This is a genomic window from Pseudomonas putida (assembly GCF_022627325.1).
GTDB lineage: Bacteria > Pseudomonadota > Gammaproteobacteria > Pseudomonadales > Pseudomonadaceae > Aquipseudomonas > Aquipseudomonas putida_X.
The window spans coordinates 179,245-193,837 of record NZ_JAETZZ010000011.1; the positions used below are offsets into that span (position 1 = coordinate 179,245).

General features: G+C 56.6%; 16 protein-coding genes and 1 pseudogene. 11 read left to right on the forward strand and 6 right to left on the reverse strand.

Annotation, left to right across the window (positions count from 1 at the left end; genetic code table 11):
- Nucleotides 1-924 (reverse strand): LysR family transcriptional regulator, encoded by a 924-nt coding sequence (locus JNA92_RS18440; RefSeq protein WP_241806079.1) that lies wholly within the window; start codon nt 922-924, stop codon nt 1-3.
- Nucleotides 925-972: 48 nt separating this feature from the next.
- On the opposite strand from JNA92_RS18440, the gene JNA92_RS18445 reads away from it, so the two are divergent.
- The 6 genes from JNA92_RS18445 to JNA92_RS18470 all read left to right on the forward strand — a co-directional run bounded on the left by JNA92_RS18445 (nt 973) and on the right by JNA92_RS18470 (nt 4,988).
- On the forward strand, nt 973-1,287 hold the full coding sequence (locus JNA92_RS18445) for a 3-phosphoglycerate kinase (protein WP_241806080.1): 315 nt from the start codon (nt 973-975) through the stop codon (nt 1,285-1,287).
- Nucleotides 1,288-1,396: 109 nt separating this feature from the next.
- A complete protein-coding gene (locus tag JNA92_RS18450) occupies nt 1,397-1,996 on the forward strand; it encodes an FMN-dependent NADH-azoreductase (RefSeq protein WP_241806081.1) in 600 nt (199 codons plus the stop codon).
- 188 nt (nt 1,997-2,184) lie between these two features.
- A complete protein-coding gene (locus JNA92_RS18455; protein ID WP_241806082.1) occupies nt 2,185-3,060 on the forward strand; it encodes a carboxylate/amino acid/amine transporter in 876 nt (291 codons plus the stop codon).
- Nucleotide 3,061: 1 nt separating this feature from the next.
- Nucleotides 3,062-3,997 carry an AEC family transporter gene (locus JNA92_RS18460; RefSeq protein WP_241806083.1) on the forward strand — a complete coding sequence of 312 codons (936 nt, stop codon included), beginning with the start codon at nt 3,062-3,064 and terminating at the stop codon, nt 3,995-3,997.
- Between the two features lie 400 nt (nt 3,998-4,397).
- Complete coding sequence (locus JNA92_RS18465; protein ID WP_241806084.1) at nt 4,398-4,640, forward strand: hypothetical protein; 243 nt, start codon at nt 4,398-4,400, stop codon at nt 4,638-4,640.
- 78 nt (nt 4,641-4,718) lie between these two features.
- Nucleotides 4,719-4,988, forward strand: a complete 270-nt coding sequence (locus tag JNA92_RS18470; protein WP_241806085.1) for a DUF3077 domain-containing protein — start codon at nt 4,719-4,721, stop codon at nt 4,986-4,988.
- Between the two features lie 209 nt (nt 4,989-5,197).
- Here JNA92_RS18470 and JNA92_RS18475 read toward each other — a convergent pair.
- Together JNA92_RS18475 and JNA92_RS18480 are read right to left on the reverse strand one after the other, a co-directional pair.
- Nucleotides 5,198-5,797: pseudogene (locus JNA92_RS18475) on the reverse strand (mechanosensitive ion channel family protein); the annotation flags it as partial.
- Nucleotides 5,798-6,055: 258 nt separating this feature from the next.
- On the reverse strand, nt 6,056-6,520 hold the full coding sequence (locus JNA92_RS18480; protein ID WP_241806086.1) for a helix-turn-helix domain-containing protein: 465 nt from the start codon (nt 6,518-6,520) through the stop codon (nt 6,056-6,058).
- A gap of 324 nt (nt 6,521-6,844) precedes the next feature.
- Between JNA92_RS18480 and JNA92_RS18485 the strand changes: the two genes are divergently transcribed.
- The 4 genes from JNA92_RS18485 to JNA92_RS18500 all read left to right on the forward strand — a co-directional run bounded on the left by JNA92_RS18485 (nt 6,845) and on the right by JNA92_RS18500 (nt 9,191).
- Complete coding sequence (locus tag JNA92_RS18485) at nt 6,845-7,267, forward strand: hypothetical protein (protein WP_241806087.1); 423 nt, start codon at nt 6,845-6,847, stop codon at nt 7,265-7,267.
- A 152-nt stretch (nt 7,268-7,419) separates the two neighbouring features.
- A complete protein-coding gene (locus JNA92_RS18490) occupies nt 7,420-7,941 on the forward strand; it encodes an HAD domain-containing protein (protein ID WP_241806137.1) in 522 nt (173 codons plus the stop codon).
- A gap of 98 nt (nt 7,942-8,039) precedes the next feature.
- Nucleotides 8,040-8,381, forward strand: a complete 342-nt coding sequence (locus JNA92_RS18495; protein ID WP_241806088.1) for a hypothetical protein — start codon at nt 8,040-8,042, stop codon at nt 8,379-8,381.
- A 492-nt stretch (nt 8,382-8,873) separates the two neighbouring features.
- Nucleotides 8,874-9,191, forward strand: coding sequence for a hypothetical protein (locus JNA92_RS18500; protein WP_241806089.1), 318 nt, complete (start codon nt 8,874-8,876; stop codon nt 9,189-9,191).
- Between the two features lie 353 nt (nt 9,192-9,544).
- On the opposite strand, the gene JNA92_RS18505 is transcribed toward JNA92_RS18500, so the two are convergent.
- From JNA92_RS18505 to JNA92_RS18515, 3 genes are read right to left on the reverse strand one after another with little or no spacing between them, the layout of a single operon-like run.
- Nucleotides 9,545-10,183, reverse strand: coding sequence for an RraA family protein (locus tag JNA92_RS18505; protein WP_241806090.1), 639 nt, complete (start codon nt 10,181-10,183; stop codon nt 9,545-9,547).
- A 29-nt stretch (nt 10,184-10,212) separates the two neighbouring features.
- The gene (locus tag JNA92_RS18510; RefSeq protein ID WP_241806091.1) at nt 10,213-11,187 is read right to left on the reverse strand and encodes a hydroxyacid dehydrogenase; all 975 of its coding nucleotides are present in this window, start codon (nt 11,185-11,187) and stop codon (nt 10,213-10,215) included.
- Between the two features lie 9 nt (nt 11,188-11,196).
- Entirely contained in the window at nt 11,197-12,537 is a 1,341-nt protein-coding gene (locus JNA92_RS18515) for an MFS transporter (protein ID WP_241806092.1), read from the reverse strand.
- 169 nt (nt 12,538-12,706) lie between these two features.
- Here JNA92_RS18515 and JNA92_RS18520 point away from each other — a divergent pair, with 169 nt between their 5' ends.
- Entirely contained in the window at nt 12,707-14,233 is a 1,527-nt protein-coding gene (locus JNA92_RS18520; RefSeq protein ID WP_241806093.1) for an IclR family transcriptional regulator domain-containing protein, read from the forward strand.
- The last annotated feature ends 360 nt before the right edge of the window (nt 14,234-14,593 follow it).

Below are 14,593 nucleotides of genomic sequence, written 5' to 3' on the forward strand. Positions count from 1 at the left end.
TCAGGCTTGCGGCGGGGCTGCGAAGGGCACGTCCAGTGGCGCGGTATCGAAATTGCGCAGCAGGTCGATGAGGATCTGCGTGGCCGGGCCCAAGGTCTTTTCTTTGCTCGAATAAAGGTAGAACAGTGGATGTCGGCTGCCACCCTGGTCCAGTGGCAGCGGCTTGAGCACCCCTTCGCGCAGTTCGCGGTCGATCATGTGCCGCGGCAGCCAGGCAAAACCCAGTCCGCTGCTGACGAAGGTGGTGGCGGTACCCAGGCTACCGACGGTCCAGCGCTGTTCGGCGCCTAGCCAGCCCACATCGCGGGGTTGGGCGCGGCCGGAGTCGCGGATCACCACTTGCAACTGGCTTTCCAGGTCCTGGAAGGTGATCTCCCGGCCCAGGCGGTGCAAGCTGTGCTCGGGGTGGGCGACGGCCACGAACTCCACAGCACTGAGCTCGGTGCCCAGATAGCCGCCGATGCTATAGCTGCTGATGGCAAGGTCGGCGATGCCTTCATGCATGACCTCCTCCACGCCCGACAGCACTTCCTCGCGCAGGCGCACCCGGCAACCACGGCTCTGTGGCATGAACGCCGCCAGGGCACGTACCAGGCGGGTACTGGGGTAGGCGGCATCGACCACGACCCGGACCTCGGCTTCCCAGCCTTGCTCCATATGGTGCGCCAGGTCTTCCAGCTGGCTGGCCTGCTTGACCAGGTGCCGTGAGCGGCGCAGCAGTACGTTACCGGCCTCGGTCAGCACGGCTTTGCGGCCATCGATGCGCAGCAGTGGCACGCCGAGCTGCTCTTGCATGCGTGCCACCGTGTAACTGACCGACGATTGCGAGCGGTGCAGAGCTTCGGCTGCCTGGGCAAACCCACCGTGATCGACCACTGCCTGCAAGGTTCGCCACTGATCCAGGGTTACGCGCGGCGCTTTCATCTTTGGCTCCTGTTGACCTAAGCTGCGCTCTTTCAAGGAGAGCGCCCCATGAAGAAATGTTGTGCGGCAATACTGATGTGCCTGCCCCTCGGGGCCATGGCTTACCCCATCGACGTGGAGAAGGAACTGGCCGGAGTCAAGCTGGACTACACCGCCTACGACACCGCGTACGACATCGGAGCCATCACCCTGAACAACTATGGGCAAGTGCCGGCGGCCTGCAAGGTGACGTTCCGCAACGGCCCGGAGGCGCCACGGGTACGCCGGGTGAACGTACCGGCGGGCAAAAGTGTGGACGTTACGGCCAAGTTCAACCGGCAGATCATCAAGCTGCGTATCGCCTTGGACTGCAAAGCGGTATAAAACTGATTATTCGATAAATTGAACCCACTTTTTACGCTTTTTTATCGATAGGTCAAGCCTTAATCTCACCTCCATCGAATCGCAACCCTTTCTGCCGATGGAGGCACCCATGTCCCGCGTACTGATCATCGAAAGCAGCGCCCGCCAACAGGATTCCGTTTCCCGTCAACTGACCCGCGACTTCATCGAACAATGGCAAGCAGCGCACCCGGCCGACGAGATCACGGTTCGCGATCTGGCGGTGACCCCGGTGCCGCACCTGGACGCCAACCTGCTCGGTGGCTGGATGAAGCCTGAAGAACAGCGCAATGCCGCTGAGCTGGACGCCCTGGCCCGTTCCAACGTGTTGACAGATGAACTGCTGGCGGCCGACGTGCTGGTGATGGCTGCACCGATGTACAACTTCACCATCCCCAGCACGCTCAAGGCCTGGCTTGACCACGTCCTGCGTGCCGGCATCACCTTCAAGTACACCCCGACCGGCCCGCAAGGCCTGCTGACCGGCAAGCGTGCCATTGTGCTGACGGCCCGTGGCGGCATCCACGCTGGCGCCACCAGCGACCATCAAGAGCCGTACCTGCGCCAGGTGATGGCATTCATCGGCATTCACGATGTGAACTTCATCCATGCCGAAGGCCTGAACATGAGCGGTGACTTCCACGAAAAAGGCCTCAACCAGGCCAAGGCCAAGCTCGCCACCATGGCCTGAGCGTCAACGAATTCCCAACCCTGACACCTTGTTTGCTCCTTTGGGTGTACCCGCCCGGCCTCGATGGCCGGGCTTTTTTGTGGGTGAATCGCTCACGCCCATGAAATGCGCAACCCCCACATCGCGCAGGGTTGAACACATCGGGCGCAACCCGCTAAGGTCGCGGCCTTGATTTACGAGAGGCAACCATGGGCTACCTGATAATCGTCGCGCTGATCCAGGCGTTTTCCTTCAGCCTGATCGGCGAGTACCTGGCCGGGCACGTCGACAGCTACTTTGCCGTGCTCGCACGGGTGGTGCTGGCGGGCCTGGTCTTCCTGCCGCTGACCCGCTGGCGCCAGGTCGAACCGCGCTTCATGCGCTCCATGCTGCTGATCGGTGCGCTGCAGTACGGCATCACCTATGTCTGCCTGTACCTGAGCTTCCGCGTGCTGACCGTACCTGAGGTGCTGCTGTTCACCATTCTCACGCCCTTGCACGTGACCCTGATCGAGGACGCGCTGAACCGCCGTTTCAATCCTTGGGCCTTGCTCGCCGCCCTGGTGGCGGTCGCAGGTGCGGCGGTGATCCGCTTCGACAGCATCAGTGGCGACTTCTTCATTGGCTTCCTGCTGCTGCAGTTGGCCAACTTCACCTACGCTGCCGGGCAGGTGCTGTACCGCCATCTGGTTGCCCGCCACCCCAGCGACCTGCCACATTACAAGCGTTTCGGCTACTTCTATCTGGGTGCGTTGATCATTGTGTTGCCGGCCTTCCTGCTGTTTGGCAACACTCAGCATTTGCCGAGCACCGACGTGCAATGGCTGGTGCTGCTGTTCCTCGGGCTGTGCCCGACGGCGCTGGGCTTGTACTGGTGGAACAAGGGTGCGTGCATGGTCTCAGGCGGTACGCTGGCAGTGATGAACAACCTGCACGTGCCGGTGGGGCTGCTGCTCAACCTTCTTATCTGGAACCAGCACGAGCCATTGGGGCGCCTGTTCATCGGTGGTGCGATCATCCTGGCCTCGGTGTGGCTGAGCCGTCTGGGCAGCCGTACGGATGCACCGCTGGTGCGCAGGGCCTGACATGCACACCATCCTGGTCATCGTCGCGCCGATCTTTGCGCTGATCCTGGTCGGTTACCTTTGCCGCCGGACCAACAAGCTTGGCGACGAGGCGGCGGCCGAGATCAACAAGATGGTGGTCTGGCTGTGCCTGCCGGCCCTGTTGTTCAAAGTCACGGCCACTGCAACCTGGAGTGAGGTATGGCACCCAGGGTTCATCGTGGCCTTTGGCGCAGGGGCGCTGGCCATGTTCGTGGCCACCCTGGCCTGGCGGCTGTGCAACGGCCACGGGCTGGTCGCAGCCAGTATCGATGGGCTCAGCGCGGGGTATGCCAACACCGGCTATATCGGCATCCCATTGTGTTTGCTGCTGTTCGGTCAGCCCGGATTGCAGCCGGCGTTGATTTCGTCGTTGATCGTGGTCTGCCTGGTATTCGCGATATCGCTGACGCTGATCGAGATCGGCCTACAGGAAGAGAAGCGGATCGGCCGCGCCATGTGGGTAGTGGGCAAGGCGCTGGCGAAGAATCCCTTGGTGATTTCGCCCGTGGTGGGGGCTGCTTGGGCAATGACCGGTCTGGGCTTGGCGGAACCGGTGATGCATTTTCTCGACATGCTCGCCGTCGCTACCACGCCGTGTGCGTTGATTTCGCTGGGGGCGTTTCTGGCAGAGAAACGCAGCGGCGCCCAGGCCAGCCCATGGCCACTGATTGCGATGAAGCTGGTGGGGCAGCCGGCGCTGACGTGGGTGCTGGCGTTCAAGGTGTTCAGCCTGCCGACCATGTGGGCCGCATCAGCGGTGCTGCTGGCTGCACTGCCGACGGGGACCGGGCCGTTCATGCTGGCGGAGTATTACAACCGGGAAGCGGGGCTGATATCGCGCACGATCCTGTTGTCGACGGTGGCTTCTCTGGTCACCTTGACTGGTTTGCTGTACCTGCTGGGGTATGCGGGGTGATTTGGAGTTGCTTTGCAGCCCTTTCGCGACACAAGGCCGCTTCCATGGACGAATCTTGAAGCGCACATGGTCTGCACGCCTTACACGCTGTTACGTCTAGCGGATAACTAAATCAGATTTAGTCCCTTTCCTGTAGGGCATTTCCCAAAGATACTGCCGGTGATTGTGGTGTTTTGGGTTGGCTACTAGTCTCGGCTGGTCGTTGAGTTTCAACGATCGGCTTTGACAGGCCGACTCAAATTGCAATCCATAGCTTTGCCTTCAATGGTGGCTGTGCGTGGGGCGCCTTCGGGTGCGCCGGGTTTCTCAATTTGACCGGTCTGTCAACCCGTGCACAGCTGCCACCCTTTGTTTGACAGCAAAGGGCGGTGGTCCCGATCCACAAATTGAGGGTTACATCATGCTGAAGATAGTCCCCGATCCACCCTACAACCTCCACTCCCTGGAAGACACGCTGCTGATGGCCGCCGACTATGCGCTATGTGCAGAAGCCGTCGCTCAGCAAGCCGTTTTGTTGCAACCGAGGTCACCCGTTGCGGTGTTGATGATGACGTCCATGCACGAACTTGAAACCCTGCGCAGGTTACTTGAATCAGCGCTGGCTCAAGTCCAAAAGCCAGCGGATTCTCACACATTACATTAATCCGCATCATGATTTGCCTGGGCTGACCTGTGGTGATAGGGCGAGTCCAGGCATCTGGAACTTCAGGGAGATGAATCTGTGGCCACCGAAGAAACCAACTTCACTGTTGGCAGAACCATCTTTTACCAAGGTGAAAATCAAAACCATCCATTATTCCGCATCGAACCCGGCATCCCTTGCCAGAGTGCTCGCGAACAGGCCTCAGAACTGATGGGTTATGCCCATGACCTGTCCATCGACGGTCTGATGGAAGATAAACCCCAGCTACTTTGGGCCTCGCATTACCTCTGCGCCCTAGCCAAGGCCCTGCTTGATGATGCCGAACTGGGGATGATGAAAAGCTCTTGAACCAGTCACTGCGCCGTTCCCCTTTTGTGTTTATGCGGGGTAGCTGAGGGCCTCATCGCCGGCAAGCCGGCTCCCACCACGACCGTGCAGTACTTCAGGTCTGCGCTTTACCTGTGCAAGCAACCGTCTTGGCCAATTTTTAGAGGCCGGCGCAATCCATGTGGGAGCCGGGCTTGCCGGCGATGGGCCGCACAGCGGCCCCTGGGATCTCAAGCCTCGCTCAGGTATTCCAGGCGATGCGGCGCTCGCTCCGTCGAAGCGCGCCCCGCCAGCCCGATGCGCATGTCATTGCCGCTCGGCTGCTGATACAGGCTCAGCCCGAACTCCGGCAACACTGCCAGCAGGTAATCGAAGATATCCCCCTGGATCCGCTCGTAATCCGCCCACACCGTGGTGGTGGTGAAGCAGTAGATCTCCAGCGGCACCCCCTCGGCGCCGGTCTGCATCTGCCGGACCATGCAGGTCATGTCCTGATGCACGTTGGGGTGGTTTCTCAGGTAAGCCAGGGCAAAGGCGCGGAAGGTGCCGATGTTGGTCAACTGGCGACGGTTGGCCGACAGCTCGGCCACAGGCCCCAGTGCTTCGTTCCACTCAAGAAGTTCCTGACGCTTGCCGGCCAGGTAGTCACCGAGCAGGCGCACGCCGCTCAGGCGCTGTTCTTCTTCCCGGGTCAGAAAACGCACGCCCGATGCATCGATGAACAGGCTGCGTTTGATCCGCCGGCCACCCGATTGCTGCATGCCCCGGTAGTTGCGGAACGACTCGCTCATCAGCCGCCAGGTTGGGATCGAAACGATGGTCTTGTCGAATTACTGCACGAGTGAGCTCAGGCCTCTGACCGACAACCGACATTCATTAATATCAACAGCTTACGTAAACATGACTGATGTCGGTTTTTTTCAAGCCCGATTGACACCGTATAACTATAGCGCCCCCAGTTCAGCTCGCACCTGGATGCCGCTTCCTTCCTTCAACAAGCTAAGCAAGTCAAAAGTCAGCCTCCTCGTGTAAGGCATATGAATTCAGAAATACCTCGAAAGCGAGATGGGTCTGGTGTCTGGCTTTGATCAGTCTGATCGTTTGGCAAAGAAGCGCTGCACGCTCGACTTCGACACGCCCAGCTCCTGGGCAATCTCAGAGTTCGACATGCCGGCCGCCTTCAAAAGGGGAGCGCGTTCGAGTGCTTTCTGAACGTCGGGTGCAGCAGGTCTACCAGCTCTTCGTGCGGGCTGCGTGGTGATGGCATCGATAGTCCCTTCCTGTTTGAGAGTGTCCAGCTTGGAAGAGATCCGCTTGAGCGCGATATCAACAGGTTCCCCAGAGTGAGCAGAGTGGGCGAGCAGGAGTAAGAGCGCGGCATCGACCTCGAGCATGGAGGCCACGTTCGAAACGGTCTCCATCGTCACGTTTGTCTTGCCACGCTCGATGCGATTTCTCTCTCTCCGACCGATCAGGGTCAGATCGTCTTGCGTCATTTTTCGGCTTCGTCGCAAGGCTCTGACAACCGCCGCAAGGGCCTCGCTGAGTGACATGTTCGCCATCCGTAAAAAGCAGGATGTAGCCACATTGCGTCGACCCATAACACGCCCTATAATGCCCATTAAGAATCGAAGGAGACTCCTCCATACCCGCAAAAATTTTGCGAGGATGCTCTGCACCCAAAATTTAGTTGGGCTAAATATATGCCGTAAATTGACAAAAGTAGGATGCGGAGAAGTTGGTGCATTGCCTCCGGGCGGTGGCGTCACGTAACAGGCTGGAAAGCCTAGGCAGAGTGGTGCGTTGCATTAATCGCGTAGTAATTGCTTTCGACTACGGTTTTTGTGTGCGAGTAGATAAACGTAAGGATAGGAAATATGTTCGTAGCTCATGAATCTTGGAGTTCAAACGCATCTGCGCTGTTAGGCGAAGGCCACACATGCATGAGGATTGTGGAGTGGCAAAGCTTCTATCACCTGTATCAAATAGTCGTGAATGAAATGCAAGGCGGAAAAAAGGTTGCGCGTCAATATTTTCTAAGTGATGTGGATGAATTGGAAAACGTTCTTGAAAATCAGAGTGATGAATTTGAAGTGGCGGAGGTTTTGTTGCAGAGTCCTGGCTGGATGAACGGAAGTGGGGGGTGGGCTCTGAATAAGATTTTGAGTTTAATCGTTGGGCGTGGGCAAGAGGGCGGTAAAGTCATCATGCATAAAGTAGGGGAGGGCGTGGTTTACACGTCACCGGCTGGGGGTAAGATTGATACGTTAGAGGAGGACGGCTTCAAAGTCCTTATCTAAGTTTCCGGTTAGGTAGGGTGTAGTGGATTTACTTGATTAACCGCTAGCGCTATACAGCAGGCACGCTGCGAACGCTCGCGTGAAATGGCGAAATATGCTGTGCCATGAACGGTGCGAGACGAGATGCCGGATTCGGTTGGGAGTGCGTCATGATGAGCTCAGTTCGACCACGGTTAATAAGCCCCGGCGACGCCGTTCTGTTTCTAGACTTCGACGGCGTGCTGCATCCCGATGCTGCATTTCGTACCAAGCACGGGATCGAGTTGCGGGCAGCCGGAGAGTTGATGATGCATGCAGAAGTGCTGCAGGGCATTTTGGATGACTTTCCAAGAGTTAGGATTTCACTATCTACATCTTGGGTTCGAATGCTCGGCTATCAAAGAGCGCGTGCCGCCTTGCCTGAGGGGTTGCGAAATCGAACGGTATCTGCGACTTGGCATTCCCGAATGCGCGCTACGGCGAGGGAAGGGTATGACCTTTGTACTCGGTATGAGCAAATTTGCGGTGCTGTAGCACGAGCTGGAATTACTCGGTGGGTCGCGATAGATGACGATCCAGATTTCAGTTGGCCCGACGGTGATTCTCGTTTGGTTCGTTGTGACCGTAATCAAGGGCTGGGAAGTCCGACAACGCAAGAAGAACTGCGAGTAAAGCTGGCGAAGCTGTTCAGCTGAACTCAATCCCACCGAGTAGGAATTTTCACCCGCTACAGGGTGCTCACCATCCTGTGCGCTGTGGCGATCGGACTCAATCACGCTTATCGAGGTTCCTGATGATTAAGAAGCGAGCTCCCCTTTCGACGCGTGATGCGGTTGATGATCCTGCGGTCACAATGCCGCGCACCGTATTGAAGGCGATGGAACTGAGTTTCGGATTTCCGATCACGGCATATCTGTCGGCAGCTGTGTTCGGTGCAGGGGAGTTCTACATTGAGGGGTTCGTGTTTAAAGACAGCTGTAGACGCTTCGATGATGGAGCCAGGATTCGTACCTCTATCATCATGTCGTCTCAAACTGTCGAGGGGTACTTCGTTGCGCAGACGCTGAGTAGTACATATGTGATTTGTGATTGGGCAGGCGTCGACGCAACTGATCAAACAAGATTCAAGCATTGATCAAGTGACGCCTGCGGGAGGCTGGTTATGCGACGGTTTCAATCCAGCCGGCCTGCAGCCCGGAGGAGCGATAGATCGAATTACAGATGCTGCTGCATCACATAGTCGAGAGAAGTTTTCTCAGAAACTCCTGGCGACGGTGAATGCTACCGAGGATCTTGTAGTCGCGCTCACCATCTTGGTTAAGGCTGCCCGCGTCCATCAGACCTAGGATATAGCCCTCGATTTTGTTCCTTGCCTGCCGAGTCGTTAGAAAACGTTGGGGCATTGAGCAATGTTTCGTAGTAACCCAAGACTGCTGGCGTGTTCAAGCGAGATCTCCACGAGATAAACCTGGAGCGATTTTATCATGCGTATACTCAATCGCCTGTTACTGCCCCGGCAGAGGCTGGCTCCTCGAGGGGTATTCAAACCTGAGTACTGAACTGTGGAGTCCCGCTAGGTCGAGACCAGGACGATGCCGCATGCGTTGAAAGGTGGAGGAGGTACTGAATGAAGGTCACACAAGCAGGTCAGCTCGATGGGATCATTGATGTGGTATGCGATGTATGCGGGATGTCCACACGAGATGGTGACGGTGAGCTTCAGTACGGAACCATGCATGCGTCTTGGGGTAGGGGCTCAGCGCATTGCGGCGAAACGTACGAGCTTCATCTGTGCGAGAACTGCTTCTTCTCTCAAGTGGCGGAGATGAAGCGGATGAGGTGGCTCGCTGCGATGTTCGATGACGATGGTGATGCGATTTTGGATAATCACTTATATGGCCGGGTTCGACAACCTGCTGGAGATGGTGGTAGCGGGCTGATCTGACCGATACGCAGATCTTGGTTAGGTCAAATTATGGCTCAGCAATAATTATGGCTGATCCATGATTTCCCTTAACTTTGAGCCATCTGCCGTGTCTGGTTTTGACCTTTCAAGCTTCGATTCAGTCACCAGCACGCTCCTGTCGCTAGGATGGGTCGTGAGACATTTGAGCCTCAGGGAGCGCATCGATGTAGTGGATTTGCGGTAAGTGCGGACAACCTGGCATACACGAAATAGCGTTGAGCCATAATTCACTCCTTCTTCTTAGAGTTGGAGCGTTTTTGTGGGTAGGCACCAGCCACTCAGCAGGAGTTGCGGAGGCGTGAGAGACCGCTGCCTACCTAGGCAATGTGCGTTTAGCGCACGCTCGCTCGCACTTTCTCCCGGAAGCTGTTCTCGTAGCCGTCCTGTAGTTTGACCTTCTCTGCAAGGGTTGACAGCAAGGTGCGCGCGATGACGATGATGCCGTCTCGGTCACCGATGATAGCGTCGCCTGGGTAGCAAACGACATTGCCGCAGGCGACTGGAACGCCTACCTGGCCTGGGCCCCATTTCGACGGGCCGGCAGGATTCACTGCTCGCGCATAGACAGGCAAGCCCATGCTGTTCAGTTCTTCAATGTCACGTATCGCACCGTCAATCACGACTGCTGCCACCTGCTTGGCCAAGCAGATCTCGCCCAGCAAATCGCCGAAGACCGAACGGTTTACTTCGCTGTTGCCATTGATGACAAGCACATCACCAGGCTGTGCTTCGTCCAGAGCCCGATGAATGGCGAGGTTGTCACCTTCACGGGTATTCAGCGGCAAGATGGTGCCGAAGAACGTGGCCTTGCCAGCGGTGTGGCGAATGGCAGACGCCATCATGCCCATGCGCTGGAGTACGTCACCGATGAGCGCTACGGGGTAGTGAGAAATTTCTTCGATCAACGACAGGTCAGCTCGCTCCCAGTTGGCATTTACGCTGATCGACTCATCGGACACATTGATGAACATTTGATACCTCCACTTCGTATAAAAACGGCTTAGCTGAACGATTTCGGCACAGGCTGGTTGACTGGATGGGCAGGGGCTCCACCTTTGAGCACGGCAGCAATTGCCTCGAGTGCGCTCATGCCGACGCGCATCAGCGATTCGTCCGTCTGTCCGGCAACGTGAGCGGTGACGATCAAGTTGGGGGTATTGGCGATGTCCGGGGTTGGGTGATCAAACGGCTTGATCATGTCGATGTTCTCGGCATCAAGTACGTCTGCGCCTGCGCCGGCGAGTTTGCCGCTCTTCAGCGCATCGACCATCGCGCTTTCATCGACAACTCCACCTCGGCTGGTATTGATCAGCATCGCGCCATCTTTCATCTTGGCGAACTCTGCCGCCCCTATCAGGTTGCGAGTTGTTGGAAGTAAGGGGACATGCAGGCTTACAACATCGGCGGTTGCAAGCAGCGTGTCGAAATCTACCCAGCGACTATCGGAGCTCGGCTCGATCGCTGGATCGGTGAAAATCACCTTCATGCCAAAGGCTTCAGCAACCGGTGCCACGCTGGAGCCGATGTTGCCGAAGCCGACCAAGCCCAGGGTGCGGCCTTCAAGTTCGATTCCGGTCAACGCTAGGCGGTCTTGAGCCCAGTTACGGTTACGAGTTTGCTCGGTGGCCGTTGGAAGCTTGCGGCACAGCGACAACAACAAGGCGAAGACATGTTCAATCACGCTGCGCTGGTTTGCACCAGGGGTGTTGGTCACCCAGACGCCGTGGCTTTCAGCCGCTTTGTAGTCAACGTTGTCATAACCTGCACCGTGACGCGCAACGATGCGTAGCTTGGGAGATGCAGCGATCATCTCTGCGCTGATGTGGCCACCGCGCAGAAACACAGCGTCCACCTGATTCCGGATCTCTTCGTAGCCAACGGCGTTAGGGCCATATGCCAGTCGAACTTCACCCAGCTCAGACAGGCGGGCAAGAACGGTTTCGTGAATTGGACTGGTAACGTAGATAAGGGACATGCTGATCACTCAAGAAAATTGGTGTTTTTTATCGTCTGCAGCTGCTTGGCTGCGAACTGTCCAGAGGACGATCAAACCGAGCAGGCCTGCGCCGGACAGAATGAAGGCGGGAGCGGTTTGGTTACCGGAAACGCCGATCAGCCAGGTGGCCATGAAGGGGCCAATGCCGCCGCCGATCACGGCGCCTACGCTGTGTCCGAATGCGACGCCGGTGTGGCGAACATGGGTGGGGAAGAACTCCGGCATTACCGAATAGGTACCAGCCAAGCACAGCGCGTAGGGGATCATGCCCAAGGCAAGGCCTGCCATGGCGAGGCTCATTTGGCCTTGCTGCATCATCATGAAAGATGGAACAGAAACGACTGCATACCCGAGATACGAAAGGCGCAACACTGATTTGCTGCCGATTATTGAACCCAGGTGACCAGCCAGAGGGATCATGACCGCAGCGAAAAGAACTGCTACCAGCACGATAGTGGACGCATCTGCTTTGGAGTATCCGAGGATCGAGCTGAAGTAAGCGGCAATAAATACCGTGCCGATGTAAGTGCCGATGTTCTGCACCAAAGAGATCATCATCACTTTGAGGAGGGGAAGAGGGTAGTCGCGAATCAGCTCAGCAAATGGCTGGCTTTTTGGGTTCTCGATGTCGGCTTTTTTGGACTCAAACTCAGGGCTGTCTTCGATGCCCAAGCGCATCCACAGGCCGATGATGCCCAAGGGCAGCGCGAGCAGGAAAGGAACGCGCCAGCCCCATTCGGACATCTGCGGATCAGTCAGCGATGCGGCAGCGAGACCGGCGATAGCAGCTGCCAAACCTTTACCGAACTGAGCAATGGAAGGCAGGAAGGAGATGTAGAGCGAGCGTCTGTTAGCTGGAGCCCATTCACGAATGTAGCTCGCGGCGCCACCGATTTCGCCACCAGCGGAGAAGCCTTGAAGCATGCGCAGAAGCACCAAGAGAATCGGTGCCCATACACCAATCTGTGCGTAACCTGGGAGCAGACCGATTAGCGTAGCGGCCAGACCCATCAGCGTAATACTGGCGATCAGACTTGCACGGCGCCCCACTTTGTCGCCGAGCCAACCGAATGCAACTGCGCCGATGGGACGTACCAGGAAGGCGGATCCGAACACTAAAAATGTGTTGAGCAAGCCAGTGGTGGGGTCATCGGATGGGAAGAAGACCAGCGCTAGGGTGGCAGCGAGGTACCCGTAAACGCTGAAGTCGTAATACTCAACGAAGGTTCCGAAAACGGCGGCAGCAGTGGCTTTTTTGGCCTTCGACTTACTATCAGCTCCAAGCTCCGGCATGGCGACGGACTCCGTCAACGTGTTGTTGTTATTCATAGGTCACTCCAGCTTATCGGTCACGTCCATCTTTAAAAAATGGGACAGTGTCCTGTTTTGTTTTTTAAAGAATCCTCGGGCTCAGCCACCTTGTCAACAGGCGGCGATTGCTCTGCAGCTCAAAACCGGCACAGAATGGGCCCTCCCCCATGCCCAGCAAGTCGATTAAATGTCAAACGCGCCCACTGAAAATGCGGCTTCCAAAGCCCCCGCAGCTACGTCCAGCCACGGTCGATTGATTGTGGTGCTGGATGCTTTGGTCAGACGAGCGGATGGCGAAGCGTGGGGCGTCAGAGAGTTGGCTAATGACCTGGGTGAAAGCCGGAGTACCATCAACCGCATCTTGGTTTCTTTGGTTGACCGAGATTTTGCGGTTGAAGATGGGGTCGGGAAGTATCGAGTGGGGCCGCGCTTCAGAGTGCTGATGCACGCTTTGAATCATCGCAGTCATCTGTTGGAGACGGCGCGACATCTCCTCGACGGACTGGCGGAGGGTGCAAAACAGGCGGCGTTGTTGTCGGTGTACGCGCCGCATCTAAACGGCTACTACGTTCTACACTGCGGCGAGGCCCCGGCCACTCTGTTATTCAGGCCCAAGAGCGGAAATCCCTTTCCCTTGGAGTTCGGAGACATCGGTAGAGGGTTCAGGGAGTATCTTCGAAAGCATCCCTCTTCAGATGAAATATCACCTGGCCAAACATCGATTGAACCGCCGCAGGGTATTTCTGAGACCGAGTTTCCCCCTGCTGTTTCGATGGTGGTGAGGCAATTGGCACCGGGGTTGCTGATCTTAGTTTCGCTTCACGATCTTGGTGGTTTTGATGCCAAGGATCGGGACTCGGCCGGGGCGACTCTCAATGAGATAGCCGACCGGCTATCGCAGGCATTTGGGGTATCTGACAGCTTCGGTCGTGATGTGGTCAACGACGGCGACAGTTCTATCGTTGCCCGGCTAGAGGGGCTGCTGCAGTTGGTATGCGCCCAGCCAAATGGCTACAGGTGCAGATTGGGCATGGCTGCTCATTTGCAATGCAATGCAGCAACTGCCAAGAAAATCATCGGTTCTGTCATTGTGGAACGCTTGATACATATTGATGGCCAGGTGATCTATCCAGGTGCCCGTCTGTACCAATGGGCTGCTCTGCTAAGCAATGAAACCTACTCTCCGGTGAAACTCTGCAAAGCCATCATTGACTCCGTCGTGAAGGAGACGGGAGAGACAATTGCGTACCTCTCGTTTGACGGGGCTACTTCCAAGGCCCAGTTCCTTGAGGTTATTCAAGGTTGGCGTCCTATCCAATACAAGCTAGAAACTGGGGTAGATGTCCCGCTATATGCAGGGGGGGCCGGCAAGGCTGTGCTAGCCCATTTGCCGGCGGATTTTGCTGATGGTTTGAAGCTTGAGAAGTTCACCGAGACAACCATAACTTCCCATTCACAGCTCCGGTCTGATCTTCAGGCTATCAGGGAGCGAGGATGGTCGGTGGGGGACGGCGAACGGGTTCTGGGCGCGTTTGGTATCGGCGTTCCGTTCTTTATCGATGGGCGAGTAGCCGGCTCAATCTCCGCCACGATACCGAAGTACCGGAAGGAAGACTGTGACGTTCCGTCCTTGGTCGAAAACATGAAGCGGGCCTCTAGACGCATAGGCCAGTTGCTTTCAGTAATCAAATTAGCTGATCCTCAGAGGCCTTGAAAACTACCCAGGATAGTGTTCCCGTAATCAGTATGGTTGGCAGGTTAACGAGGCTGCTTTCGCATATAACCCCAACCGAACCAAACACGGTTTCTATTCCAACGTCGAAATTGAGATGGGTGAGAAATTTAGCGTCAACCAGGCGTTTATGGCGCGGCATTCGCACTGGAGAGTGCAGGGAGTCTTAGCGTAATCCGGGTAATACCCAGCGTACTCGTAGCAGCGATGGGTGAGATTCTCAAGCAGTCGATCCACGGTCATCGACTCACTGAACTTGTATGCCGCTCCAATATCCATGAAGAGGTAACCACCGTAGGTACCTTGCTTGTTCTATTGCTCAAAGTAGAAATTAGTCTGCGC